Here is a 23,723-nt window from a genome sequence, read left to right as displayed (position 1 = left end):
GGATGCGGCTGCGGCGGGCGGGAGTTGGGGCGTACCGTGGGGGCGCGGAGTGCCGCGTGGAGAGGCGGCCCGTTCATCCCCTAATGTGGCTTTTGTCTTTCACGTTCTCGGGGAAGGGACTCGATGGAGCGCACCATCGTCCGTTGTGCCGAAGGGCACGTCTTCAGTATCACCTCGTTCCCGATGCAGAACCTCGGTGCCGATCGGATCGGCCCCGGGCGACTGCTGCGCTGCCCGCGCTGTGCGCGGTTGCGGCACGCGGTTCCGGTGGTGCGGCAGAAGCGGTAGCGGTGTGGTGACGGGCCCGGTCCGGTTGGGCCGGGCCCGCGGCCTCCGCGGTGTTTGCGTATCCTCGTCCCGTGCTTCTCTCAGACAAGGACATCCGGGCCGAGATCGATGCCGGTCGGGTTCGGATCGATCCGTACGACCCCGGAATGGTGCAGCCGTCGAGCGTGGATGTCCGGCTCGACCGGTTCTTCCGGGTGTTCGAGAACCACCGGTACCCGCACATCGACCCGGCGGTCGAGCAGGCCGATCTCACTCGCCTGGTGGAGCCGGAGGGGGATGAGGCCTTCATCCTGCACCCCGGGGAGTTCGTGCTCGCCTCCACCTACGAGGTGATCACCCTGCCCGACGACATCGCCTCCCGGCTGGAGGGCAAGTCGAGCCTGGGGCGGCTGGGGCTGCTGACGCACTCGACGGCGGGCTTCATCGACCCGGGCTTCTCCGGGCACGTGACCCTCGAGCTGTCGAATGTCGCGACTCTGCCGATCAAGCTGTGGCCGGGCATGAAGATCGGGCAGCTGTGTATGTTCCGGCTGACCTCGCCCGCCGAGCACCCCTACGGTTCGGCGCGCTACGGCTCCCGCTACCAGGGGCAGCGTGGGCCGACGCCCTCGCGTTCGTATCTGAACTTCCACAGGACGCAGGTCTGACATATGAGTGCCGAGCGGGAGAACCTGACCTACGAGCGGTTCGGGACCGCCGTCCGCGAGCTGGCGCAGACGATCGCCGACGATGGCTACGAGCCGGACATAGTGCTGTCGATCGCCCGCGGCGGGGTCTTCGTCGCCGGCGGTCTGGCGTACGCGCTGGACTGCAAGAACATCCACCTGGTGAACGTGGAGTTCTACACCGGCGTCGGCGAGACCCTGGAGATGCCGGTCATGCTGGCACCCGTCCCGAACGTGATCGACTTCTCGGACAAGAAGGTGCTGATCGCGGACGATGTCGCGGACACCGGCAAGACCCTGAAGCTGGTGCACGACTTCTGCCTGGGCACGGTGGCCGAGGTCCGCAGCGCGGTGATCTACGAGAAGTCGCACTCGCTGGTGAAGTGCGAGTACGTGTGGAAGCGCACCGATGACTGGATCAACTTCCCGTGGAGCGTGGCGCCCCCGGTAGTGCGGCGCGAGGGCCAGGTCCTCGACGCCTGAGTCAGGCCGGACAGAGCGTGTGCAAGGCCCCCGGCCGGACCGCCTGGGCGGGGCTCCGGCCAGACGGGGCCGAGTGCGCCCCCGGCCGAACTTCCTGAGCGAGACCCCGGCCGCCCCCGCCGAGGCGGCACCGTGGATACGGGTGAGGCCCCGGTCGTTCGGACATCGTCGGTGTCCGAACGGCCGGGGCCCTCGTCGTACGGGAGTCGCCCCGCGACTCAGAAGTTGCCGAGCTTGAGCAGGAAGAGCAGGGCGGCCAGCTGGAGCGCGGAGGCCGCCAGCGCCCGGGGCCAGGGCAGGTCGTGCGACTTGCCGACCATGGAGGTGAACAGCGCGCCGGCGCCCAGCCAGGTCGCCCAGCCCAGCACCGTGACCAGGCCGTTGTCGCCGCCCAGGAACATGGCGACGACCAGCCGCGGCGCGTCCGAGATCGACATGATCAGCAGCGAGAGGCCGATGGTGGGCGCCCAGAGGCCGTCGCCGCCCAGCTGGCGGGCCAGGGTGTGGGTGACCGCGCCCAGCACCAGACCGCTGGCCACCACCGCGACAGCGGTGCAGATGATCCACGGGATGCTGTTGGACAGCGAGGCGTTGAGCACGTCCTCGCGGGCCTGGTCCAGTCCGAAGACGGCGAGCAGGCCGTAGACGAAGGTGACGGTGAGCGCCGCGCCCCACATGGTGTGGTCGCGCATCTGCCAGAAGGTCGCCGAGGGCCGCAGCACGATGCCGCTCAGCAGCTGCTTCCAGGGCAGCCGGGGACCGGCCGGGGGCGCGGGCTGACCGGCGCGGTAGGCGCCCACCTGGTCGTCGCCATAAGAGCCGGGCTCGCCGCCGTACGAGTCGTAGTCCGGTGCCTCGCCCAGGCTGAACTGCTGGGTGGAGCCCGAGTCACCACTCGGATAGCCCGGGTGGCCGCCGGTCGGCCCGGGGCGGCCGTGCGGGGGCTGGGCGCCGTCGAAGTACTCCGGTTCGCCGTGCGAAGAGGCGTGCGGCGAACCGTGCGGCGAACCGTGCGGTGAGGCCTGCGGCCACTGGACGTTCGGCTGGCGGTACCCTCCCGCGCCGGGGTGGCCCTGGGGCGCGGGCTGCGGGCCGGGCTGCGGTCCGGGCCTGCCGTAACGGTTCGGCTGCGGCTGTCCGCCGGGCCCGCCGTGTTGGGTCGGCCGGCCGTACGGCGGGGGAGCCTGCTGACCGTACGGCGCCGGAGGCGTCTGCGGCCTGCCGTACGGGGCCTGTCCGTACGGCGGCTGCCCCGCCTGCTGCCCGGGGTGGTGCCCCGGCTGGCCCTGTGGTCCCCGTCCGGCGCCGGGGTCCTGTCCGCGTCCCATCCTGAATCCAGCCACAAAGGGAACGTACCTGGTCGCGGGGGCCGCTATGCCCGGCCGGGGGAACAGGACGGGCATTGCGGCCGAGCTGTGACATCCCTTAGGGGGACCCTGGGGGGTGGGCCGGATGGCGCCGCCGGCCCGCCAACGGGGCGTCCGCCCGGCGCACTTCGGGGGCGTGGCCTGGGCGGTGTTCCCGACGCCCGGGCCGCCCGCCGCCGGACGGCGGCCCTCCGCGATCCGGTGCGGTGCGCCGGAACCTCAAGGGTTTTGCGGTACGTTCCCTCTTCCACAAGCCGGGACAGACAGGTGCGGGAGTGGTCAACCCTGTTGTGATGCACGCCACTTGGCGGCCAAGATCAGGGGGCCAGATCTGCGCAGCGGAACGGGGGACAGAGATGTTCGAGCTGGTCGGCATGGGGCGATGTACGTATGCGGAGCGACGGGTGCGGACCACGGCGTAGTCGGATGCTGGAGGGACGCGAGCGGGCGCCGGCCGATCACCCCGCCGAGGCGCCCGCGACATACGCATCGGAAACGGCGGGGCCGGCGGGGGCCCGGGGCACCGAGTGCCTCCCGGAGAGCGCGGTGGAGCCCGAGCGCCCGCCGCTGATCGAGGAGTCCGCGCCCCGTCGGCGCGCGGGGCGCGGGGCGCGGACCGTCGCCGGTCAGGTCTTCGTGCTCCAGGTGGCCGTGGTGCTGCTGATCGTGCTCGGCGCGGTGGCGGCCCTGCTGCTCCAGTCCCGCCACGACAGCGACCAGGAGGCCCGGCACCGCTCGCTCGCCGTCGCGGTGACCTTCGCACACTCCCCCGGGGTGGTGGAGGCGCTGCGCAGTCCGGATCCGACCGCGCTGCTGCAACCGCGCGCCGAGGAGGCGCGCAAGGCGTCCGGGGTGGACTTCCTGGTGGTGATGACGCCCCAGGGGATCCGCTACACCCACCCCGACACGAGCCGCATCGGCCGCCACTTCATGGGGACCACCGAGCCCGCGCTCCGTGGCGACCAGGTGGTGGAGACCTACACCGGCACCCTGGGTCCGTCGGTGCGCGCGGTCGTCCCGGTCACCGACATCCACGGCGAGGTGGTCGGTCTGGTGTCCGCCGGGATCACCGTCGACAAGGTCAGCGGGGTGGTGGACCGGCAGCTTCCGCTGCTGCTCGGGGCCGCGATCGCCGCCCTGCTGCTGGCCACCGGCGGCACCGCGCTGGTCAGCCGACGGCTGCGGCGGCAGACCCATGGGCTGGATCCGGTCGAGATCACCCGCATGTACGAGCACCATGACGCGGTCCTGCACTCGGTGCGCGAGGGCGTGCTGATCATGGATGGCGAGCGGCGCCTGGTGCTGGCCAACGACGAGGCGCGGCGGCTGCTCGACCTGCCGCCGGACGCCGAGGGGATGCGCGTCGCCGAGCTGGGGCTGAACCCGCGCGCCGCCTCCCTGCTGGTCTCCGGACGCACCGCCACCGACGAGGTGCACGTGGCCGGTGAGCGGCTGCTGTCGCTGAGCCACCGGCCCACCGACCGGGACGGCGGCCCGCCCGGCTCGGTGGCCACCCTGCGCGACACCACCGAGCTGCACACGCTGACCGGCAAGGTGGAGTCGGCCCGCAGGCGGCTGAAGCTGCTGTACGACGCGAGCCTGCGGATCGGCACCGGGCTGGATGTGGCGCGTACCGCCGAGGAGCTGGCGGAGTACGCGGTTCCGCTGTTCGCCGACTACGTCACGGTCGACCTGTCCGACGAGGTGCTGAACGGCGAGGAGCCGATCGGGCTGGCGGGGCTGCGGCGCACCGCGCTCAGCGGCATCCGCCCGGACGCCCCGCTGTACCCCCTGGGCTCGCTGGTCCACATCGGGCCGACCACCCCGCAGGCGGTCGCGTACGCCTCCGGGAAGGCGGCCGTCGAGGCCGAGCTGGGGGCGTTCCGCGGGTGGCAGGCGCAGGATCCGGAGCGGGCCCGGCGGATCGTGGAGTGCGGTATCCACTCGATGATCACCGTGCCGCTGCGGGCCCGCGGGGTGGTGCTGGGCATGGCCACCTTCTGGCGCGAGTCCAGGCCGCAGCCCTTCGAGGACGACGACCTGTCGCTGGCCGAGGAGCTGGTGGCGCGGGCCGCGGTGAGCATCGACAACGCCCGCCGCTACACCCGCGAGCACACCATGGCGGTGACCCTGCAGCGCAGCCTGCTGCCCCGGGTGCTGCCCGAGCAGAACGCGCTGGACGTCGCCTACCGCTACCTGCCCGCCCAGTCCGGGGTGGGCGGTGACTGGTTCGATGTGATCCCGCTGCCCGGGGCGCGGGTGGCCCTGGTGGTCGGCGACGTGGTGGGCCACGGGCTGCACGCGGCGGCGACCATGGGCCGGCTGCGCACCGCGGTGCACAACTTCTCCGCCCTGGACCTGCCCCCGGACGAGCTGCTGACCCATCTGGACGAGCTGATCGCGCGGATCGACCAGGAGGACGAGGAGGACGAGCCGGGCGGCAAGGCGATCACCGGGGCCACCTGCCTGTACGCGATCTACGACCCGGTGTCCCGGCGCTGCACCATGGCCCGGGCCGGGCACCCGCCGCCCGCGCTGGCGCACCGGGACGGGACGGTGGAGTTCGTGGACCTGCCCAGCGGGCCGCCGCTGGGGCTGGGCGGGCTGCCGTTCGAGACCGCCGAGTTCGATCTGCCCGAGGGCAGCAGTGTGGTGCTGTACACCGACGGCCTGATCGAGAAGCGGGACCGGGACATCGACGCCGGGCTGGAGCTGCTGCGCGCCTCGCTGTCGGTGCCCGGCCGCACCCCGGAGCAGACCTGCCAGGCGGTGCTGGAGGACCTGCTCCAGGAGCCGCAGGGCGACGATGTGGCGCTGATCGTGGCCCGTACCCGGGTGCTTCCGGCGGAACGCATCGCCGAGTGGCAGCTGCCCGCCGAGCCGTCCGAGGTGGCCGCGGTGCGGGGGGCGGTGGCCCGGCAGCTGACGGCCTGGGGGCTGGCGGAGGCGGCGTTCAGCACCGAGCTGATCCTCAGCGAGCTGGTCACCAACGCGATCCGGCATGCCGCCGGGCCGATCCGGGTGCGGCTGCTCTGCGACCGCACGCTGATCTGCGAGGTGGCCGACACCGGCAGCACCGCGCCGCATCTGCGGTACGCGGCCACCACCGACGAGGGCGGGCGCGGGCTCTTCCTGGTCTCGCAGTTCGCCGAGCGCTGGGGCACCCGGTACACCCCGGAGGGCAAGGTGATCTGGACCGAGCAGCCGCTGCCGGAGCGGAAGCCGTAGGGCGGCCGGGGCCGCGTTCGGCGGAGGAGCGGTAGGGGTCCGCGGCCGGGAACGGCGGGAGCCGGCGGGCTGGAGAGATCCAGTCCGCCGGCTCCTTGGTTCGGGGCGCCGCCGTCGGCTACTTGGCCGGCTCCGGCTCCGGCGCGTCCGCCGCAGCTCCGTCGCCCTCCGGCTCGATCGGCGTCTTCACCGAGTCCAGCAGCAGCTGGGAGACGTCCACGACCTGGAGCGACTCCTTGGCCTTGCCGTCGTTCTTCTTGCCGTTGATCGAGTCGGTGAGCATCACCAGGCAGAACGGGCAGGCGGTGGAGACGATGTCCGGGTTGATGGACAGCGCCTCGTCCACGCGCTCGTTGTTGATGCGCTTGCCGATCCGCTCCTCCATCCACATCCGGGCGCCGCCGGCGCCGCAGCAGAAGCCGCGCTCCTTGTGGCGGTGCATCTCCTCGTTCCGCAGGCCCGGCACCTTGGCGATGATCTCGCGCGGCGGCGTGTAGACCTTGTTGTGGCGGCCCAGGTAGCAGGGGTCGTGGTACGTGATCAGACCCTCGACCGGGGTGACCGGGATCAGCCGGCCCTCGTCGATGAGGTGCTGGAGCAGCTGGGTGTGGTGGATGACCTCGTACTCGCCGCCCAGCTGCGGGTACTCGTTGGCGATCGTGTTGAAGCAGTGCGGGCAGGTCGCGACGATCTTCTTCTTGGCCTTGGGGACGGTGACGCCCTCCTCGGCGTCCTCGCCGAAGGCCATGTTCAGCATCTCGACGTTCTGCTGTCCGAGCTGCTGGAAGAGGAACTCGTTGCCCAGGCGGCGGGCCGAGTCACCGGTGCACGCCTCGTCGCCGCCCATGATCGCGAACTTGACGCCCGCGATGTGGAGCAGCTCCGCGAAGGCCTTGGTGGTCTTCTTGGCGCGGTCCTCCAGGGCGCCGGCGCAGCCGACCCAGTACAGGTAGTCGACCTCGGTGAGGTCCTCGATGTCCTTGCCGACGACCGGGACCTCGAAGTCGACCTCCTTGGTCCACGCGAGGCGCTGCTTCTTGGCCAGGCCCCAGGGGTTGCCCTTCTTCTCCAGGTTCTTGAGCATCGTGCCCGCCTCGCTGGGGAAGCTGGACTCGATCATCACCTGGTAGCGGCGCATGTCCACGATGTGGTCGACGTGCTCGATGTCCACCGGGCACTGCTCGACGCAGGCGCCGCAGGTGGTGCAGGACCACAGCACGTCCGGGTCGATGACGCCGTTCTCCTCCAGGGTGCCGATCAGCGGGCGCTCGGCCTCCGCGAGGGCGCTCGCCGGCACGTCCTTGAGCTGCTCGGCGGTGGCCTTCTCCTCGCCCTCGGCGTCCTTGCCGCCGCCGGCCAGCAGGTACGGGGCCTTGGCGTGGGCGTGGTCGCGCAGCGCCATGATCAGCAGCTTGGGGGACAGCGGCTTGCCGGTGTTCCAGGCGGGGCACTGCGACTGGCAGCGGCCGCACTCGGTGCAGGTGGAGAAGTCGAGCAGGCCCTTCCAGGAGAAGTGCTCGATCTGCGAGACGCCGAACTGGTCGTCCTCGCCCGGGTCCTCGAAGTCGATCGGCTTGCCGCCGGAGGTCATCGGCAGCAGCGCGCCCAGGGCCGTGTCGCCGTCGGCCTTGCGCTTGAACCAGATGTTGGGGAAGCCCAGGAAGCGGTGCCAGGCCACACCCATGTCGGTCTTGAGCGAGACCGTGATCATCCAGATGAAGGAGGTCGAGATCTTGATCGCGGCGAACAGGTAGGTGAGGTTCTGCAGCGTGCCGGTGCTCATCCCCTTGAAGAGCGCCACCAGCGGGTACGAGAGGAAGAACTCCGGCTCGTAGCTGTCCACGCCGTGCTGGGCGCCCTCCAGGGCGTGCAGGGTCACGATCGAGATGCCGACGATCAGGATGACGGTCTCGACGAAGTACGCCTGGCCGGTGTTGGAGCCGGCGAACCGGGACTTGCGGCCCGCGCCGCCCGGCCGGTTCAGCTGGCGGATGACGATGAGCACCAGGATGCCCACGCCCGTCATCGTGCCCATGAACTCGACGAACATCTCCCACGGCAGCCAGCCGCCGAGGATCGGCAGCAGCCAGTCGGACTGGAAGAGCTGGCCGATGGCGTTGACGATCGTCAGCAGCAGGGTGAAGAAGCCCAGCGCGACGAACCAGTGGGCCACGCCGACGACGCCCCAGCGGTTCATCCGGGTGTGGCCGAGGAACTCCTTGGCCACGGTGAGGGTGCGCTGTACGGGCTCGTCCGTCCTGGTGCCGGCGGGCACCGGCTGACCCATCCGCATGAAGCGGTAGATCTGCAGGATGGCGCGGCCGAACAGCGCGACGCCGACCGCGATGAGGACCAGCGACACGATGATCGCGGCGAGTTGCATTGGGGGCTCCTCGTTCCTGCGAGAGCGGGAGATTACTAATGATTACTAAGCAGTAACTTATCTGGTCTCTCCGAGATTACCGAGCTTTTCGGAGGCTATGGAGAAGACCTGTCGGTGATCTGTGTCGCTCAGGGTGCCCTGCCTCCCCTCTCCCTCGCATGTCGTGTCCTGGCTGAACATAAGGCCGATATAAAAGTTGAGCCGGGTCGACTCACCTTGGTTGACAGGCAAATCTGGATCATGCAGTCTTGAGTCTGTTCCACTCAATGATGTAGCTGGAGGACTCCGAAATGGCTCGTGCGGTCGGCATCGACCTGGGTACGACGAACTCCGTCGTCAGTGTTCTCGAAGGCGGTGAGCCCACCGTCATCACCAACGCCGAGGGCGCCAGGACCACGCCGTCCGTTGTCGCCTTCGCCAAGAACGGCGAGGTGCTCGTCGGCGAGGTCGCCAAGCGCCAGGCCGTGACCAACGTGGACCGGACCATTCGCTCGGTCAAGCGCCACATGGGCACCGACTGGAAGATCGGGCTGGACGGCAAGGACTTCAACCCCCAGCAGATGAGCGCCTTCATCCTGCAGAAGCTGAAGCGGGATGCCGAGGCCTACCTGGGCGAGAAGGTCACCGACGCGGTCATCACCGTCCCGGCGTACTTCAACGACTCCGAGCGCCAGGCCACCAAGGAGGCCGGCGAGATCGCGGGTCTCAACGTCCTGCGTATCGTCAACGAGCCTACTGCCGCCGCCCTCGCCTACGGGCTGGAGAAGGACGACCAGACCATCCTGGTCTTCGACCTCGGTGGCGGTACCTTCGACGTCTCGCTGCTGGAGATCGGCGACGGCGTGGTCGAGGTCAAGGCCACCAACGGCGACAACCACCTCGGTGGTGACGACTGGGACCAGCGCGTCGTCGACTACCTGGTCAAGCAGTTCGCCAACAACCACGGCGTGGACCTCTCCAAGGACAAGATGGCCCTCCAGCGCCTCCGCGAGGCCGCCGAGAAGGCCAAGATCGAGCTGTCCTCGTCCACCGAGACCTCGATCAACCTGCCCTACATCACGGCCTCCGCCGAGGGCCCGCTGCACCTGGACGAGAAGCTCACCCGCGCCCAGTTCCAGCAGCTCACCGCCGACCTGCTGGAGCGCTGCAAGACCCCGTTCCACAACGTGATCAAGGACGCGGGCATCGCCCTGTCCGAGATCGACCACGTGGTGCTGGTCGGTGGCTCCACCCGCATGCCGGCCGTCTCCGAGCTCGTCAAGGAGCTCACCGGCGGCAAGGAGGCCAACAAGGGTGTGAACCCGGACGAGGTCGTCGCCATCGGCGCCTCGCTCCAGGCCGGCGTCCTCAAGGGCGAGGTCAAGGACGTCCTGCTGCTCGACGTCACCCCGCTGTCCCTGGGCATCGAGACCAAGGGCGGCATCATGACCAAGCTGATCGAGCGCAACACGACCATCCCGACCAAGCGCTCGGAGATCTTCACCACGGCCGAGGACAACCAGCCGTCCGTGCAGATCCAGGTCTACCAGGGCGAGCGCGAGATCGCCGCGTACAACAAGAAGCTCGGCATGTTCGAGCTGACCGGCCTGCCGCCGGCCCCGCGCGGTGTCCCGCAGATCGAGGTCACCTTCGACATCGACGCCAACGGCATCATGCACGTGGCCGCGAAGGACCTGGGCACCGGCAAGGAGCAGAAGATGACCGTCACCGGCGGCTCCTCGCTGCCGAAGGACGAGGTCAACCGGATGCGCCAGGAGGCCGAGCAGTACGCGGAGGAGGACCACCGCCGCCGCGAGGCCGCCGAGGCCCGCAACCAGGCCGAGCAGCTCGTCTACCAGACCGAGAAGTTCCTCAAGGACAACGAGGAGAAGGTCCCGGCCGAGGTCAAGACCGAGGTGGAGACCGCGGTCGGCGAGCTCAAGGAGAAGCTCAAGGGCGAGGACACCGCCGAGATCCGCACCGCGACCGAGAAGGTCGCCGCGGTGAGCCAGAAGCTGGGCCAGGCGCTCTACGCCGACGCCCAGGCCGCCGGTGCTGCTGGTGCCGCCGGTCCGGACGGTGCCGCCCCGAAGGCCGAGGACGACGTGGTCGACGCCGAGATCATCGACGACGACAAGGCCGCCGGCGGTAAGGGTGGTGCCGCGTGACGGAGGAGACCCCGGGCTTCGAGGAGCAGCCCGACGTTTCCTCCGAAGCCGAAGGCAAGAAGAAGTCCGAGGACGCCGCGCCGGCCGACAAGGCCGGCCCGGCGCCCGCGGGCGACGAGGAGCTGCGCAACGCAGGTCTCCAGGCCCAGCTGGACCAGGTGCGCACCGCGCTCAGCGAGCGCACCGCGGACCTCCAGCGCCTCCAGGCGGAGTACCAGAACTACCGCCGCCGGGTGGAGCGGGACCGGATCGCGGTCAAGGAGGTCGCGGTCGCGAACCTGCTGACCGAGCTGCTTCCGGTGCTGGACGACATCGGCCGCGCCCGGGAGCACAGCGAGCTGGTGGGCGGCTTCAAGTCGGTCGCCGAGTCGCTGGAGACGGTCGCCGCCAAGATGGGGCTGCAGCAGTTCGGCAAGGAGGGCGAGCCCTTCGACCCGCTGGTGCACGAGGCGCTGATGCACAGCTACGCGCCGGACGTCACCGAGACCACGTGCGTGCAGATCCTGCAGCCGGGGTATCGGATCGGCGAGCGTACGATCCGCCCGGCGCGGGTCGCGGTCGCCGAGCCCCAGCCGGGCGCGCAGGGCAAGTCGGACGAGGCGTCGTCCGACGAGGAGAGCGGTGGCCCGGAAGAGGGCTGAGGTGACAGCACAGGCCGGTACAGCCGGTGAACCGGGTATAGGCGCTACGCGTCTTTCGGTGAAGCAGGGAGAGGAGGGGCGTCGATGAGCCTGAGCAGGGATGTGCTGGAGAAGGACCTGTACAAGGTCCTCGGCGTCCCCAAGGATGCCACCGAGGCGGAGATCAAGAAGGCTTACCGGAAGCTCGCCCGCGAGTTCCACCCGGACGCCAACAAGTCCGACGCCGGGGCCGAGGAGCGCTTCAAGGAGATCTCCGAGGCCAACGACATCCTGTCCGACTCCAAGCGGCGCAAGGAGTACGACGAGGCCCGCGCGCTGTTCGGCAACGGGGGCTTCCGCCCCGGGCCGGGCGGCGCCGGGGGCCCCGGCGGCTTCAACTTCGACCTGGGCGACCTCTTCGGAGGCGCCCAGGGCGGGGGCGGCTTCGGCGGCGGCGGTCTGGGCGACGTCTTCGGCGGGCTGTTCAACCGGGGCGGCGGCCGCGCGCAGCCGCGCCGCGGGCAGGACATCGAGTCCGAGGTGACACTGAGCTTCACCGAGGCCGTCGAGGGGGCCACGGTCCCGCTGCGGATGTCCAGCCAGGCGCCGTGCAAGGCGTGCTCGGGCACCGGCGACAAGAACGGCACCCCTCGGGTGTGCCCGACCTGCGTCGGCACCGGGCAGGTCAGCCGGGGTGCGGGCGGCGGCTTCTCGCTCACCGACCCCTGCGCCGACTGCCGCGGTCGCGGACTGATCGCCGAGAACCCCTGCGAGGTGTGCAAGGGCAGCGGGCGCGCCCGCTCCGCGCGCACCATGCAGGTCCGCATCCCGGCAGGGGTCAGCGACGGCCAGCGGATCCGGCTGCGCGGCAAGGGCGCGCCGGGCGAGACCGGCGGTCCGGCCGGTGACCTCTATGTGGTCGTCCATGTGGAGGAGCACCCGGTCTTCGGGCGCAAGGGCGACAACCTCACCGTCACGGTGCCGGTCTCGTTCACCGAGGCGGCGCTCGGCGGCGAGGTGAAGGTACCGACCCTGGGCGGCTCCCCGGTCACCCTGAAGCTGCCCGCCGGTACCCCCAACGGCCGCACCATGCGCGCCCGCGGCAAGGGTGCGGTGCGCAAGGACGGCACCCATGGCGACCTGCTGGTCACCGTGGAGATCGCCGTTCCCCGGGAGCTCAGCGACTCGGCCCGCGAGGCGCTGGAGACCTATCGCCAGGCAACCGCGGGTCATGACCCGCGGGCGGACCTGTTCCAGGCCGCGGAGGGAGCTTGAGTCCATGGACGGCCGCCGTCGCAACCCGTACGAACTGACCGACGAGTCTCCGGTGTACGTCATCTCGGTGGCGGCACAGCTCTCCGGTCTCCACCCCCAGACGCTGCGGCAGTACGACCGCCTGGGCCTGGTCTCCCCGGACCGCACCGCCGGCCGGGGCCGCCGCTACTCGGCCCGCGACATCGAGCTGCTCCGCCAGGTGCAGCAGCTGTCGCAGGACGAGGGCATCAACCTCGCCGGCATCAAGCGGATCATCGAGCTGGAGAACCAGGTCGCCGCGCTCCAGGCGCGGGTGGCCGAGCTCCAGCAGGCGGTGGAGGGCGCGGCGGTGGCCATGCAGCAGCGCGAGGCCCAGGTGCACGCCTCCTACCGGCGCGACCTGGTCCCCTACGACCAGGTCCGGCAGACCAGCGCCCTGGTGGTGTGGCGGCCCAAGCGGCCGGAGTAGCGACGTCCGTCGTCCAACGGGCCCGTCATCCTCGGGATGACGGGCCCGTGACGTGTTTCCGGGGGCGTGCGGTGCGTCATCCCCAGGGCGGGCGGGGCGTACGGCCGATCTCGCACCACACGATCTTGGCTGCCGCGCCCCAGAGTTCGCCCTTGAGGGGGAAGGTGCTCCAGGTGTCGGCGAGCGCGGTGAGCAGATGCAGCCCGCGCCCGCTCTCCCCGTCCGCGTCCTCCGCGTCCTCCGCGTCCGGATCCCGGATCACCAGCGGCGCGGGGCTGCGGTCCCACACCATCAGGCGCAGCCGCTGCTCGTCGGACCAGGTGACCCGCAGATCCGCCTCGCCCTTGGAGTGCACGAGCGCGTTCGTCAGTAACTCGCTGGCCAGGAGCTGCGCCCGGTCGATGAGTTCGGGCAGTTCATGCGCCACGAGCACGCTGCGCAGCGAGGCTCTGGCGACGCGCACGGCCCGGAGGTCGTGCGGGACGTGGAGGGTGTATTCGAAGGGGGAGACGTCCTGTTCGGTGGCAGACATACGGGCCTCCTGCGGGCGCGTTTGAGTCGTGCCGCCCTTGGTGTGAGCGGCGCCACAATCAACGTAGGACCCATTTATGGGCCCTTGCAACGCGTTCTTGGATTGTTCGCCCGATCGGGTCGGGTCATGGCACAGTGGCGCCGAGGTCCCTCTGGAGGGAGCGGAGTTCATGCCTCGTAGGAGTAACCCCACGGCCCGGCAGGAGCGGTTGGGTGCCGAGCTGCGGAAGCTGCGCGAGCGTGCGGGTATCGCCGCCGGCGAGGCGGCTCGCGCGGTGGGCATGAAGCAGAGCGACCTGTCGCACCTTGAGGCCGGTCGCCAAGCCGTGAGCGGGGAGCGTGTGCGGGCCTTGGCGGCCCATTACGGCGTAATGGACACAGCGTTGGTCGATGCGCTGGCCGCGATGACGGGGCGCCAGAAGCGGGGCTGGTGGGAGAGCTGCCGAGGTGTGCTCGTGCCCGCCCTCCTGGATGGCGCTGAATTGGAGCACCACGCGCACAGCCTCCGCGAATTCCAGGTCGTGCACATCCCTGGGCTGCTTCAGACCGAGGCATACATGCGCGCGCTGTTCACCTACGCGGGTGCGAAGCCGGATCACCTCGACTCATTGGTCGACTTCCGCATGCGTCGGCGCGACGTGCTCGGCAAGCCGTCGGGTCCCGAGTACACGGCGGTCATCCACGAGGCCGCATTGCGCATGATCGTCGGCGACCGAAGGATTGCGCGGGACCAGCTCACGTACATCCTGGAGAGAGCGGAGGAGCCCGGTATCACCGTGCGTGTGGTGCCGTTCGCCGTGGAGGGATTCGCCGGGATGGGGGACTCGATGCTCTACGCCGAGGGTCCGGTTCCCCAACTGGACACAGCACACATCGATCAAGTCCACGGCAGCGTCTTCTTGGACAGCGAGGCCGACCTCGCCCGCTACCGCGTTCGGTGGGCCCTCGTTGAGCGCCTGGCTCTGTCCATCGAACAGTCACGAGACGCCATCCAGCGAATGGGGCGAGAGCTATGACAACTGAGACGAACGGCCGAACCGGCTGGAGGCGGTCGTCCTTCAGTGGCAACGGAGAGGGCAACTTGTGCGTCGAACTCCGTGCCGCCGACGGAGTCATACGCCTCCGCGAGAGCGATGACCCCGGCATAACGCTCGCCATCACCCGGCCCGTCCTCCTCCGCTTCGTGCGGGCCGCGAAGGTCGACCGGTTCGACCGGTTGGACGGGGAACGCTGAGTTCGGCGTGGGGGTCAGGCGAAGTCCGCCGTCTCCAGCTCGAACCCGAACGGCTCCGGTAGGGCGATGGGCTTGCCGAAGGCGGCCGCGTGGACCTCGGTGTAGTCCGCGGCGACGGGCTCACTGAGCAGGGTGACCATGCCTTCCTCCCGGTCCACCAGGAGGTGGAGCGGGATCCCGCCGCGGGCGTAGCAGTGCCGCTTGGCGACGCGGTCGCCCTGGGGGCGGGTGCTGGTCACCTCGGCCACCATGGCCACCCCGGTGCAGGGCATCCAGGCTGGCGCACCCCGGAAGAGGCGCAGCTCGCGCGGGGCGAAGGTGATGTCCGGGATGGCGTGGTTCTTCGGGCAGAGGCCGCCCCGGGGCAGGATCAGGCCGGTGTTGCCGGACTGCTGCATGGGGACCCGGGAGCGTCCGTAGACCTGTACGACGATCAGGTCGATGGCGTCCTGGTGATCGCCGTCCGGCGCCGGTGACACGATGATCTCCCCCTCGATGAGCTCGGCCTTGAAGCCCTCGGGGGTCTCAAGAGCCAGGAAGCTCTCCAGGAGAAGCTCTTCCTGCGTGGGATCTGGCTCGTGTGCCATGGCTGTCATGCTGCCCCCCCCTGGTGCGTGGGGTCCAGCGTCGCTCGGTGGCGGCGCGGCCGTCTGGTTTTCCGGAGAGGTTCACTCTGAGGGGTGGGTGTGCCCCTCGCCACGGACGGTTGGTGGGGCCGGCTCGCCAGGCTCGCTGGGGCTGGCGGGCGCACCATGGAGGTACGGCGAGAGGCAGGGAGGCATCGCCATGTTGGAAGTCAAGACGACCGGGGAGCCGGACGAGCGGCGCGACTTCCCCAAGGGGCACCTCGACGTCCTGCACATGAGCGGGCTGGAGTTCGCGGTCGGCACCTTCGAGCCCGGTTGGCGGTGGTCGGAGTCCGTGCGGCCGATCGCGGGCACCGACAGCTGCCAGGTCCACCACAACGGTTACGTGGTCTCCGGCCGGATGCGCATCCGTATGGATGACGGCGCCGAGCGCGAGCTGGGCCCGGGTGATGTGTTCGTGCTGTCGCCCGGACACGACGCCTGGGTGGTCGGCGACGAACCGGTGGTGCTGTACGACTTCGCCGGCGGCATGGCCAAGGAGTACGCGAAAGAGAGCTAGGCCATGAGGTTCGTGCAGGTCATCGAGTACGAGACGGCCAGGGAAGAGGAGATGTCGCGGCTGTTCGACGAGTGGATGATGGCCACCGAGGGGCGGCGCACCGTGCTGCGCGAGTACCACACCCGGGACCGGGAGCGGCCGAACCACTACGTGGACATCCTGGAGTTCCCCTCGTACGAGCAGGCGATGGTCAGCAAGGCGCTGCCGGAGACGGAGCGCGTCGCCGAGAGGCTCTGGGCGCTGTGTGACGGCGAGCCGCGGTTCATCGGGCTGGAAGTGCTCGACGAGGAGCCGTGACCGGGGGCCTTCGCGGAAGGGTCAGGCGCGCGGGGCGGTGACGCGGCCCAGCGCCCGGGTCAGGGTGATCTCGATCAGGACCCGGTCCGGGTTGGGGGAGGGCATGCGCTGGTAGCGCTCCGCGTAGCGGCGTACCGCGTCCTCGACGAGGGCCGCCTCGGTACGGATCACCGCGCGGCCCTCCAGCGTGGCCCAGCGCCGGTCGGCGTGCTGGGCGAGGGCGACCGGGGCGCCGCCTTGGCCCGCGGCCTGGATGTGGGCGACCTTGCGGCTGGCCTTGTTGCTGATCACCCGGGCGAGCCCGGACTCCGGATCGTACGTGGCACCCACCGGGACCACATGGGGGGTGCCGTCGGGCCGCAGCGTGGTGAGGGTGCAGACATGGCGCTCCCGCCAGAAGCTGAGGTACGCGGGGTCGGGGTGGAGCGGGTCGATCGCCATGGCGAAGAGGCTACTCCCCGCCGTCGCGGAGCCTCCCCATCCAGCCTTGAGTGGAATAGACTCAACTTATCGGCGGTTGTGCCGAGCAGGTTACCGAGGCCTACGAGGATCGGTCGGCCGCGCCCACGGGGGCGTCGGCCGGTGGACGCGAGCGCGAGGAGGAGCGGCCAGTCGTGGACGCCGAGCTGACCAACAAGAGCCAGGAGGCGCTGAGCAGCGCCCATCAGCGGGCGGTCACCGCCGGGCATGTGGATCTGACCGCCGCCCATCTGCTGCTCGCGCTGCTCCAGGGGCAGGACAACGAGAACCTGATGGACCTGCTGGCCGCCGTGGAGGCGGACGCGGCGGCGGTGCGCGGCGGCACGGAGCGGCTGCTGGGCGGGCTGCCCAGCGTGCAGGGCTCCACCGTGGCGCCGCCGCGGCCCGACCGGGAGCTGCAGGCGGTGCTCGCCGACGCCGAGGAGCGCGCCCTGAAGCTGGGCGACGCCTATGTGTCCACCGAGCACCTGCTGATCGGCGTCGCGGCCCGTGGCGGCCAGGCCGGGCAGCTGCTGGAGCAGCAGGGCGCCACGGCGAAGAAGCTGGCCGACGCCTTCCAGCGGCGGCGCGGCACCCAGCGGGTGAGCAACCAGGACCCGGAGGGCACCTACAAGGCGCTGGAGAAGTTCGGCACCGACCTGACCGCCGCCGCCCGGGACGGCAAGCTCGACCCGGTGATCGGCCGCGACCAGGAGATCCGCCGGGTGGTGCAGGTGCTCTCCCGGCGCACCAAGAACAACCCGGTGCTGATCGGCGAGCCCGGGGTCGGCAAGACCGCCGTGGTCGAGGGGCTGGCGCAGCGCATCGTCAAGGGCGATGTGCCCGAGTCGCTGCGGAACAAGCGGCTGGTGGCACTGGACCTGGGGGCGATGGTCGCGGGCGCGAAGTACCGCGGCGAGTTCGAGGAGCGGCTGAAGACCGTACTGGCGGAGATCAAGTCCAGTGACGGCCAGGTCATCACCTTCATCGACGAGCTGCACACCGTGGTGGGCGCCGGTGCCGGCGGCGACTCCGCGATGGACGCGGGGAACATGCTCAAGCCGATGCTGGCCCGCGGCGAGCTGCGGATGGTCGGCGCCACCACCCTGGACGAGTACCGCGAGCGGATCGAGAAGGACGCGGCGCTGGAGCGGCGGTTCCAGCAGGTGATGGTCGCCGAGCCGACCGTGGCCGACACCGTCGCCATCCTGCGCGGACTCAAGGGCCGCTACGAGGCGCACCACAAGGTGCAGATCGCGGACGGCGCGCTGGTCGCCGCGGCCACCCTCTCCGACCGGTACATCACCTCCCGCTTCCTGCCCGACAAGGCCATCGACCTGGTCGACGAGGCGGCCTCCCGGCTGCGGATGGAGATCGACTCCTCACCGGTGGAGATCGACGAACTCCAGCGGGCCGTGGACCGGCTGCGGATGGAGGAGATGGCCCTGGGCAACGAGTCCGACGAGGCCAGCAAGGAGCGGCTGGAGAAGCTCCGCCGCGACCTCGCCGACAAGGAGGAGGAGCTGCGCGGCCTCACCGCCCGCTGGGAGAAGGAGAAGCAGGGCCTCAACCGAGTCGGCGAGCTGAAGGAGAAGCTGGACGGGCTGCACGGCCAGGCCGAGCGCGCCCAGCGGGACGGCGACTTCGACACCGCCTCCAAGCTGCTGTACGGCGAGATCCCGGCGCTGGAGCGGGAGCTGGCGGAGGCCACCGAGGCCGAGGCGGAGGCCATGGAGACCGCCAAGCCGACCATGGTGAAGGAGGAGGTCGGCCCGGACGACGTGGCCGACGTGGTCTCCTCCTGGACCGGTATCCCGGCCGGCCGGCTGCTGGAGGGCGAGACCCAGAAGCTGCTGCGCATGGAGGACGAGCTGGGCAAGCGGCTGATCGGGCAGATCGAGGCGGTCCGGGCGGTCTCCGACGCGGTGCGCCGCACCCGGGCCGGGATCGCCGACCCGGACCGGCCCACCGGCTCCTTCCTCTTCCTGGGCCCCACCGGAGTGGGCAAGACCGAGCTGGCCAAGGCGCTGGCGGACTTCCTCTTCGACGACGAGCGGGCGATGGTCCGCATCGACATGAGCGAGTACGGCGAGAAGCACAGCGTCGCCCGGCTGGTGGGCGCCCCGCCTGGCTACGTCGGCTACGAGGAGGGCGGCCAGCTGACCGAGGCGGTGCGCCGCCGCCCGTACAGCGTGGTGCTGCTGGACGAGGTGGAGAAGGCCCACCCCGAGGTCTTCGACATCCTGCTCCAGGTCCTGGACGACGGCAGGCTCACCGACGGACAGGGCCGCACCGTCGACTTCCGGAACACCATCCTGGTCCTCACCTCCAACCTGGGCAGCCAGTACCTGGTCGAGCCGCTGACCAGCGAGGAGGAGAAGAAGCAGCAGGTGCTTGAGGTCGTCCGGGCGTCCTTCAAGCCGGAGTTCCTCAACCGGCTGGACGACCTGGTGGTCTTCTCCTCGCTGACCCGAAGCGAGCTGGCGCGCATCGCCGAGCTGCAGATCGCGCGGTTGGCCGGGCGGCTGGCCGAGCGGCGGCTGGCCCTGGACGTCACCCCGGCCGCGCTGGACTGGCTGGCCGAGGAGGGCAACGACCCGGCGTACGGTGCCCGGCCGCTGCGCCGCCTGGTGCAGACCGCGATCGGCGACCGGCTGGCCAGGGAGATCCTGGCCGGGGAGGTCCGGGACGGCGACACGGTCCGGGTGGACCGGTCCGGCGACGAGCTGCTGATCGGGGCGGTGCGGTAGCGGCGCCGCCGGAGTGCGGTGTGCGGGCCCTGGGCGGGGACTGATGCGCCCGGGGCCTGCTCCCTGGGTGGGCTCCCTGGGGTGGGCCCGAGGCGGCCGGGTCCCTCCTCTGCGATGGGGCCCGTACACCGCCGGCCTGCACCGGGGACGGGCTCGCCCAGGTTGCTTCCGAGGTGGCGGGGCGCTGTCCAGTGGTTAGCGGCCAGGTCCAGGGGACCAGGAGAGTGGGACTTGTCAGCCCGCAGCGGATCGCGGACGCCAGGGGTTGCGGTGACGGGGCGGGTGTGAGGGAGGATGGCCGCATCCGTACGAAGGGAAATCCACGGTGAGCATCGACCCGTCCTCGATTCCGAACTTCGGGGGCCAGCCAGAGCCGGAGCCGAGTGGCCCGGTCGGTCCGGTCATCCCGGACCAGGACCTGGTCAAGCAGCTGCTCGAGCAGATGGAGCTGAAGTACCTCGTCGACGACGAGGGTGACCTCGCCGCGCCGTGGGAGCAGTTCCGTACGTACTTCATGTTCCGTGGCGAAGAGGATCAGCAGATCTTCTCGGTACGTACGTTCTACGACCGGGCGCACGAGATCGACCAGAAGCTCCAGCTGCTGGAGGTCATCGACGACTGGAACCGCCGCACCCTGTGGCCGAAGGTCTACAGCCACACCAACGACGACGGCACCGTCCGCCTTATCGGCGAGGCGCAGATGCTGATCGGCACCGGTGTCAGCCTGGAGCACTTCGTCTCCAGCACGGTCAGCTGGGTGCGGGCCTCGATCGAGTTCGACAGGTGGCTCGTCCAGCAGCTCGGCCTGGAGGCCGACATCGAGTCCGGTGACGACGAACCGGGCGACGAGGACTGACTGAGCCGCACTCCTCCTTGGGCCCGCCGACAGCGGACGGGGCCCACGGGGAGGAGACGTGTGCCGCAGACGCCGGAGAGAGCCCGGCCGGCGCATCGTCCGGGTGACGGACGGCGCGCCGGTCGGGCTCTCGCCGTGTCCGGCACCGCCCGTACCGGTGGGGAGCGGGTGCCCGTGCCGGCGAGCGGTCGGGAGCCTCAGGCGCGGGGCGGCGGGTGCCCCGGGCGGGCGGAGCGGGGCCCCACAGGCGGGCGGCGTGGAGGTGGACCCGGACGGCGGGGGCAAGGTCGCGGGCCGGGCGTTGTGGGCGGTCGCGCCGCCGAGGCGGTCCGCACCTGAGCGTCTCGGCGGGCGCGACCAGACGCCGAGCCCCCGGGAATGCGGCGAGGGCTCGGCACCTCCGAACATCCCTGATCGCGGGCCCGGGCGCGACCCGGGGCACCCGTTGGCGTCACCCCGATCACCCGTCTGGCGGCGGTGCGGGCCGGCGCCGGCCCGTCAGGGTATGTGCCGTACCTCCGGCCACTGCGGTGCCGGGCCGTCCAGCAGGGGGGTCTCGCGGCCGAGCAGCCAGCGGTCGAAGAACGCGGTCAGATAGACCCCCTCGGCGGCGATGGCGCGGTCCGGGGCGATGGTGCCGATGTTCCGCGCGACGGTCTGCGACGGCAGGTCGAGCCGCTCGGCCAGTTGCGGCAGCAGGGCCTCGGTGTCGGTGAAGCTCGCGTGCTTCGCGCCGACGAAGGACAGGTCCCGGTGCCAGCCCGAGCTGTGCCGCCAGGTGGCGTCCCAGGAAGCCACCGTGCGGTGGTCGTCGCCTTCCATCCCCATCAGCAGCAGTGGACGGTCCAGCCCGTCTATACCGACCGCGGACGGGTTCGAGGGGTCGCCGTCGTCCTGGGTGTAGCCCATCACGCCGTCCATGTTCGCGGCGGCCTTGATACGGGGGTCGTCGTGCATGGTGTGGGCGGCGGTGAAGCCGCCGGCGGACTGGCCGAACATCGCGGTCCGCCCGGTGTCCAGCGCCCCCCGCAGCCCCGGTGGCAGCTGCTGGTGGTCGGCGTCCGGGTTGTGGCCGGCGGCCAGCCTGTCGAGCTCGTCCAGCACGAAGCGGGTGTCGGCCACCCGCACCGCGGTGATCTTCCGCAGGAGATCCGGGACCCGGTGCTCCTGATCGGCGCGCTGGTACTCGTCCAGCATCAGGCTGCGCTCCACGCGTCCACCGGGGAACTCGACTCCGGGCCCCTCATGGGTGTGGTCGATGGTGACCACCGCGTATCCCCGGGAGGCCAGGTCGTCCACCAGGCTGCTGCCCAGTGTCCGAGGATCGCCCGCGCCCGGTGAGTAGAGCACCACGGGCAGCCGTCCGCCGCGTCGGTCGATCGGTGCGTCCTGACGGGCATGGGTGCGGATGGCAGCCCAGTCGACCTTGCCCTGGGGTACGCCGGAGAGGTTGTTCTGCTGGTCGTAGGCCGCCGCTTCACCGGGCAGCATCAGCGGCGCCGCCGGGTGGCCGCCGGTGTCCCGGGCCGGATACCGGATGCTGACCATCAGCTCCCGGTACGGCTGGTTCGGCACCCAGGGGTCGTGCCGGGACCGGTCGACCAGGTGCAGGGAGGTGGTGCCGACCCGATGCGGCCCGCTGGGCGCGGGCAGAGTCGGGGCGGCCCAGGCACGCGTGGCGGAACCGCCGAGAGGTCCGACGGCCGGGGCCGGATCGTCGGTGGTGGTCGAGGCGGTACCGGGACGGGCGGTCGGCTGTCCCAGCGCCGTCGCCGCTGTGCCCAGGGCCAGCGTGGCGGTCAGCGCGGCCACCGCAGCCAGACGCGGGGGCATCGGCCGGTCCGGACGCATTCGGCGCCGTAAGCGCCGGCGGGACTTCCGGCGGGACTCTCGGTGGGTGGCGGTGTGGTGGTCGTCGGCGGCGATGTGTGGGGTCATCGGGTTGCTCCAGGCGGGCGTGCGTGGTCCGTGCGATGTACGGCGGTGCTGCCCTTGCGGCCGTACCATCAGCATCCCGGTGACCGAGCCCGATGGCGCTGGGGTATGCCCCCGTCTTGCGGTGGGGCTAACCCCCGTACGTACGCTGACTGCCCGTTATGACCAGCGCCCCTGGGAGGCAAGGGACTTCAGCCGGGAGACGGCCTCGGCCAAGACCTGTTCGCCTTTGCAGAAGGCGAAGCGGACGAAGGGCGCGCCCTGGTCGCGGTGGTCGTAGAAGACCGCGTTCGGGATGGCGACCACCCCGCAGCGCTCGGGCAGGGCCCGGCAGAACGCGAAACCGTCGTCCTCGCCCAGCGGGCGGATGTCGGTGGTGACGAAGTACGTGCCGGCCGGCCGGAAGACCCCGAAGCCGGCCTCCCGCAGCCCGTCGGCGAGCAGGTCCCGCTTGGCCTCGAGGTCTGTGCGCAGGGCGTGGAAGTAGGAGTCGGGCAGTCGCAGCGCCTCCGCGATCGCGTACTGGAACGGCCCGGAGGACACGTAGGTCAGGAACTGCTTGGCCGACCGGACCGCGTTGACCAGCGGCGCGGGGGCGGTCACCCAGCCGACCTTCCAGCCGGTGAAGGAGAAGGTCTTGCCCGCCGAGCTGATGGTGACGGTGCGCTCCCGCATGCCGGGGAAGCCGGCCAGCGGGATGTGCTCGGCGCCGAAGACCAGGTGCTCGTACACCTCGTCGGTGACCACCAGCAGGTCGCGCTCGCAGGCGAGTTCGGCGATGGCGGACAGCTCGTCCCGGGTGAGCACGGTGCCGGTGGGGTTGTGGGGGGTGTTGAGCAGGATGAGGCGGGTGCGGTCGGTGACGGCGGCCCGTAGCTCGTCCACGTCCAGGTGGTACGTCCCGGAGCCGGCGTCGGGCCGCAGGGTCACCGGGACCCGGGTGCCGCCCGCCATGGCGATGCAGGCGGCGTACGAGTCGTAGTACGGCTCCAGGGCGACGACCTCGTCGCCCGGCTCCAGCAGGGCCAGCAGCGAGGCCGCGATGGCCTCCGTGGCGCCGGCGGTGACCAGCACCTCGGAGTCCGGGTCGTATCCGAGGCCGTACCAGCGCTGCTGGTGCTCGGCGACGGCGGTGCGCAGCTCGGGGACACCGGGGCCGGGCGGGTACTGGTTGCCGCGGCCGTCGCGCAGCGCGCGCACCGCGGCCTCCCGGATCTCCTCCGGCCCGTCGGTGTCCGGGAACCCCTGGCCCAGGTTGATGGCTCCGGTGCGGGTGGCGAGCGCTGACATCTCGGCGAAGATCGTCGTGCCGAACACGGCGAGACGGCGATTGAGCGGCGGGCGTTGCGTCGGGTGTTCCGTAGCGGCCATGCAGCACATCCTGCGCGCAACCTCTGGACTTCCTCAACTGCGCTTTGCCCCCGGATCGGCGCGGGCAGGAGACCGTCACCCGGGGCGTGACCTGCCTCGGGTGACGTGCGCGACAGTCAAGGGGGAACGCGTGGAGCACATGGCGCCGTTCATAGCGATCATGGCCGTCATAGTGGTCATCGGGTTGTTCACGGGGGCGTCGGGGTCGCGTTCGCGGCGGCGGAGGGGGCACAGCTGGTG

General features: G+C 70.8%; 21 protein-coding genes. 14 read left to right on the top strand and 7 right to left on the bottom strand.

Annotated features, from left to right (window positions below):
- The first annotated feature begins 123 nt into the window (after positions 1 to 123).
- From E4099_RS32915 to E4099_RS10215, 3 genes are all read left to right on the top strand, one after another.
- Positions 124 to 288: a hypothetical protein gene (locus E4099_RS32915; RefSeq protein WP_167828335.1), complete on the top strand. Its 165-nt coding sequence runs from the start codon at positions 124 to 126 to the stop codon at positions 286 to 288.
- 71 nt (positions 289 to 359) lie between these two features.
- Entirely contained in the window at positions 360 to 935 is a 576-nt protein-coding gene (gene dcd, locus E4099_RS10220) for a dCTP deaminase (protein ID WP_135338661.1), read from the top strand.
- A 3-nt stretch (positions 936 to 938) separates the two neighbouring features.
- Entirely contained in the window at positions 939 to 1,436 is a 498-nt protein-coding gene (locus E4099_RS10215) for a phosphoribosyltransferase (protein WP_135338660.1), read from the top strand.
- 218 nt (positions 1,437 to 1,654) lie between these two features.
- On the opposite strand, the gene E4099_RS10210 is transcribed toward E4099_RS10215, so the two are convergent.
- A complete protein-coding gene (locus E4099_RS10210; RefSeq protein WP_135338659.1) occupies positions 1,655 to 2,764 on the bottom strand; it encodes a Yip1 family protein in 1,110 nt (369 codons plus the stop codon).
- A 585-nt stretch (positions 2,765 to 3,349) separates the two neighbouring features.
- Here E4099_RS10210 and E4099_RS10205 point away from each other — a divergent pair.
- Positions 3,350 to 6,031: a SpoIIE family protein phosphatase gene (locus E4099_RS10205; RefSeq protein ID WP_245244733.1), complete on the top strand. Its 2,682-nt coding sequence runs from the start codon at positions 3,350 to 3,352 to the stop codon at positions 6,029 to 6,031.
- Between the two features lie 118 nt (positions 6,032 to 6,149).
- Here E4099_RS10205 and E4099_RS10200 read toward each other — a convergent pair whose 3' ends face one another.
- Entirely contained in the window at positions 6,150 to 8,414 is a 2,265-nt protein-coding gene (locus E4099_RS10200) for a (Fe-S)-binding protein (RefSeq protein ID WP_135338657.1), read from the bottom strand.
- A 290-nt stretch (positions 8,415 to 8,704) separates the two neighbouring features.
- On the opposite strand from E4099_RS10200, the gene dnaK reads away from it, so the two are divergent.
- The 4 genes from dnaK (at position 8,705) to E4099_RS10180 (ending at position 12,904) form a co-directional block, all read left to right on the top strand.
- Positions 8,705 to 10,561: a molecular chaperone DnaK gene (dnaK, locus tag E4099_RS10195; protein ID WP_135338656.1), complete on the top strand. Its 1,857-nt coding sequence runs from the start codon at positions 8,705 to 8,707 to the stop codon at positions 10,559 to 10,561.
- Positions 10,558 to 11,202 (top strand): nucleotide exchange factor GrpE, encoded by a 645-nt coding sequence (gene grpE, locus E4099_RS10190; RefSeq protein ID WP_135338655.1) that lies wholly within the window; start codon positions 10,558 to 10,560, stop codon positions 11,200 to 11,202. Before dnaK ends, grpE begins: the two co-directional genes overlap by 4 nt.
- An 84-nt stretch (positions 11,203 to 11,286) precedes the next feature.
- Positions 11,287 to 12,456, top strand: coding sequence for a molecular chaperone DnaJ (gene dnaJ / locus E4099_RS10185; RefSeq protein ID WP_135338654.1), 1,170 nt, complete (start codon positions 11,287 to 11,289; stop codon positions 12,454 to 12,456).
- Positions 12,457 to 12,460: 4 nt separating this feature from the next.
- Positions 12,461 to 12,904: a heat shock protein transcriptional repressor HspR gene (locus E4099_RS10180; protein WP_135338653.1), complete on the top strand. Its 444-nt coding sequence runs from the start codon at positions 12,461 to 12,463 to the stop codon at positions 12,902 to 12,904.
- A gap of 76 nt (positions 12,905 to 12,980) precedes the next feature.
- Here the strand turns inward: E4099_RS10180 and E4099_RS10175 are convergent, their stop codons facing one another.
- On the bottom strand, positions 12,981 to 13,436 hold the full coding sequence (locus E4099_RS10175; RefSeq protein ID WP_135338652.1) for an ATP-binding protein: 456 nt from the start codon (positions 13,434 to 13,436) through the stop codon (positions 12,981 to 12,983).
- 208 nt (positions 13,437 to 13,644) lie between these two features.
- Between E4099_RS10175 and E4099_RS10170 the strand changes: the two genes are divergently transcribed.
- Positions 13,645 to 14,451, top strand: coding sequence for a helix-turn-helix domain-containing protein (locus E4099_RS10170; protein ID WP_342451915.1), 807 nt, complete (start codon positions 13,645 to 13,647; stop codon positions 14,449 to 14,451).
- Complete coding sequence (locus E4099_RS10165; RefSeq protein WP_135338650.1) at positions 14,448 to 14,669, top strand: DUF397 domain-containing protein; 222 nt, start codon at positions 14,448 to 14,450, stop codon at positions 14,667 to 14,669. The genes E4099_RS10170 and E4099_RS10165 overlap by 4 nt, the downstream gene beginning before the upstream one ends.
- A 14-nt stretch (positions 14,670 to 14,683) precedes the next feature.
- Here E4099_RS10165 and E4099_RS10160 read toward each other — a convergent pair whose 3' ends face one another.
- Complete coding sequence (locus tag E4099_RS10160) at positions 14,684 to 15,256, bottom strand: Uma2 family endonuclease (protein ID WP_209446575.1); 573 nt, start codon at positions 15,254 to 15,256, stop codon at positions 14,684 to 14,686.
- Positions 15,257 to 15,455: 199 nt separating this feature from the next.
- Here E4099_RS10160 and E4099_RS10155 point away from each other — a divergent pair, with 199 nt between their 5' ends.
- Both E4099_RS10155 and E4099_RS10150 read left to right on the top strand, forming a co-directional pair.
- A complete protein-coding gene (locus tag E4099_RS10155; protein ID WP_135338648.1) occupies positions 15,456 to 15,815 on the top strand; it encodes a cupin domain-containing protein in 360 nt (119 codons plus the stop codon).
- A gap of 3 nt (positions 15,816 to 15,818) precedes the next feature.
- Positions 15,819 to 16,112, top strand: a complete 294-nt coding sequence (locus E4099_RS10150; RefSeq protein WP_135338647.1) for a hypothetical protein — start codon at positions 15,819 to 15,821, stop codon at positions 16,110 to 16,112.
- Positions 16,113 to 16,133: 21 nt separating this feature from the next.
- On the opposite strand, the gene E4099_RS10145 is transcribed toward E4099_RS10150, so the two are convergent.
- The gene (locus E4099_RS10145) at positions 16,134 to 16,553 is read right to left on the bottom strand and encodes a pyridoxamine 5'-phosphate oxidase family protein (RefSeq protein ID WP_135338646.1); all 420 of its coding nucleotides are present in this window, start codon (positions 16,551 to 16,553) and stop codon (positions 16,134 to 16,136) included.
- A 173-nt stretch (positions 16,554 to 16,726) separates the two neighbouring features.
- Between E4099_RS10145 and clpB the strand changes: the two genes are divergently transcribed.
- Positions 16,727 to 19,321 (top strand): ATP-dependent chaperone ClpB, encoded by a 2,595-nt coding sequence (clpB, locus tag E4099_RS10140; protein ID WP_135338645.1) that lies wholly within the window; start codon positions 16,727 to 16,729, stop codon positions 19,319 to 19,321.
- Between the two features lie 325 nt (positions 19,322 to 19,646).
- Positions 19,647 to 20,177, top strand: a complete 531-nt coding sequence (locus E4099_RS10135; protein ID WP_135338644.1) for a type III secretion system chaperone family protein — start codon at positions 19,647 to 19,649, stop codon at positions 20,175 to 20,177.
- 498 nt (positions 20,178 to 20,675) lie between these two features.
- Here E4099_RS10135 and E4099_RS10125 read toward each other — a convergent pair whose 3' ends face one another.
- Together E4099_RS10125 and E4099_RS10120 are read right to left on the bottom strand one after the other, a co-directional pair.
- Positions 20,676 to 22,010: an alpha/beta hydrolase family protein gene (locus E4099_RS10125; protein WP_135338642.1), complete on the bottom strand. Its 1,335-nt coding sequence runs from the start codon at positions 22,008 to 22,010 to the stop codon at positions 20,676 to 20,678.
- Positions 22,011 to 22,271: 261 nt separating this feature from the next.
- On the bottom strand, positions 22,272 to 23,483 hold the full coding sequence (locus E4099_RS10120) for a pyridoxal phosphate-dependent aminotransferase (protein ID WP_135338641.1): 1,212 nt from the start codon (positions 23,481 to 23,483) through the stop codon (positions 22,272 to 22,274).
- Between the last annotated feature and the right edge of the window lie 240 nt (positions 23,484 to 23,723).

Source organism: Streptomyces palmae (assembly GCF_004684805.1).
Classification (GTDB): domain Bacteria; phylum Actinomycetota; class Actinomycetes; order Streptomycetales; family Streptomycetaceae; genus Streptomyces; species Streptomyces palmae.
This window is presented reverse-complemented; position numbering and strand designations above follow the sequence as displayed.

What these genes read in the sequence shown, in the direction of transcription:
- E4099_RS32915 (WP_167828335.1), top strand. Translation starts at nt 124, where the DNA reads ATGGAGCGCACCATCGTCCGTTGTGCCGAAGGGCACGTCTTCAGTATC.
- E4099_RS10215 (WP_135338660.1), top strand. Translation starts at nt 939, where the DNA reads ATGAGTGCCGAGCGGGAGAACCTGACCTACGAGCGGTTCGGGACCGCC.
- E4099_RS10210 (WP_135338659.1), bottom strand. Translation starts at nt 2,764, where the DNA reads ATGGGACGCGGACAGGACCCCGGCGCCGGACGGGGACCACAGGGCCAG.
- E4099_RS10200 (WP_135338657.1), bottom strand. Translation starts at nt 8,414, where the DNA reads ATGCAACTCGCCGCGATCATCGTGTCGCTGGTCCTCATCGCGGTCGGC.
- dnaK (WP_135338656.1), top strand. Translation starts at nt 8,705, where the DNA reads ATGGCTCGTGCGGTCGGCATCGACCTGGGTACGACGAACTCCGTCGTC.
- dnaJ (WP_135338654.1), top strand. Translation starts at nt 11,287, where the DNA reads ATGAGCCTGAGCAGGGATGTGCTGGAGAAGGACCTGTACAAGGTCCTC.
- E4099_RS10180 (WP_135338653.1), top strand. Translation starts at nt 12,461, where the DNA reads ATGGACGGCCGCCGTCGCAACCCGTACGAACTGACCGACGAGTCTCCG.
- E4099_RS10175 (WP_135338652.1), bottom strand. Translation starts at nt 13,436, where the DNA reads ATGTCTGCCACCGAACAGGACGTCTCCCCCTTCGAATACACCCTCCAC.
- E4099_RS10165 (WP_135338650.1), top strand. Translation starts at nt 14,448, where the DNA reads ATGACAACTGAGACGAACGGCCGAACCGGCTGGAGGCGGTCGTCCTTC.
- E4099_RS10160 (WP_209446575.1), bottom strand. Translation starts at nt 15,256, where the DNA reads ATGGCACACGAGCCAGATCCCACGCAGGAAGAGCTTCTCCTGGAGAGC.
- E4099_RS10155 (WP_135338648.1), top strand. Translation starts at nt 15,456, where the DNA reads ATGTTGGAAGTCAAGACGACCGGGGAGCCGGACGAGCGGCGCGACTTC.
- E4099_RS10150 (WP_135338647.1), top strand. Translation starts at nt 15,819, where the DNA reads ATGAGGTTCGTGCAGGTCATCGAGTACGAGACGGCCAGGGAAGAGGAG.
- E4099_RS10145 (WP_135338646.1), bottom strand. Translation starts at nt 16,553, where the DNA reads ATGGCGATCGACCCGCTCCACCCCGACCCCGCGTACCTCAGCTTCTGG.
- E4099_RS10125 (WP_135338642.1), bottom strand. Translation starts at nt 22,010, where the DNA reads ATGCCCCCGCGTCTGGCTGCGGTGGCCGCGCTGACCGCCACGCTGGCC.
- E4099_RS10120 (WP_135338641.1), bottom strand. Translation starts at nt 23,483, where the DNA reads ATGGCCGCTACGGAACACCCGACGCAACGCCCGCCGCTCAATCGCCGT.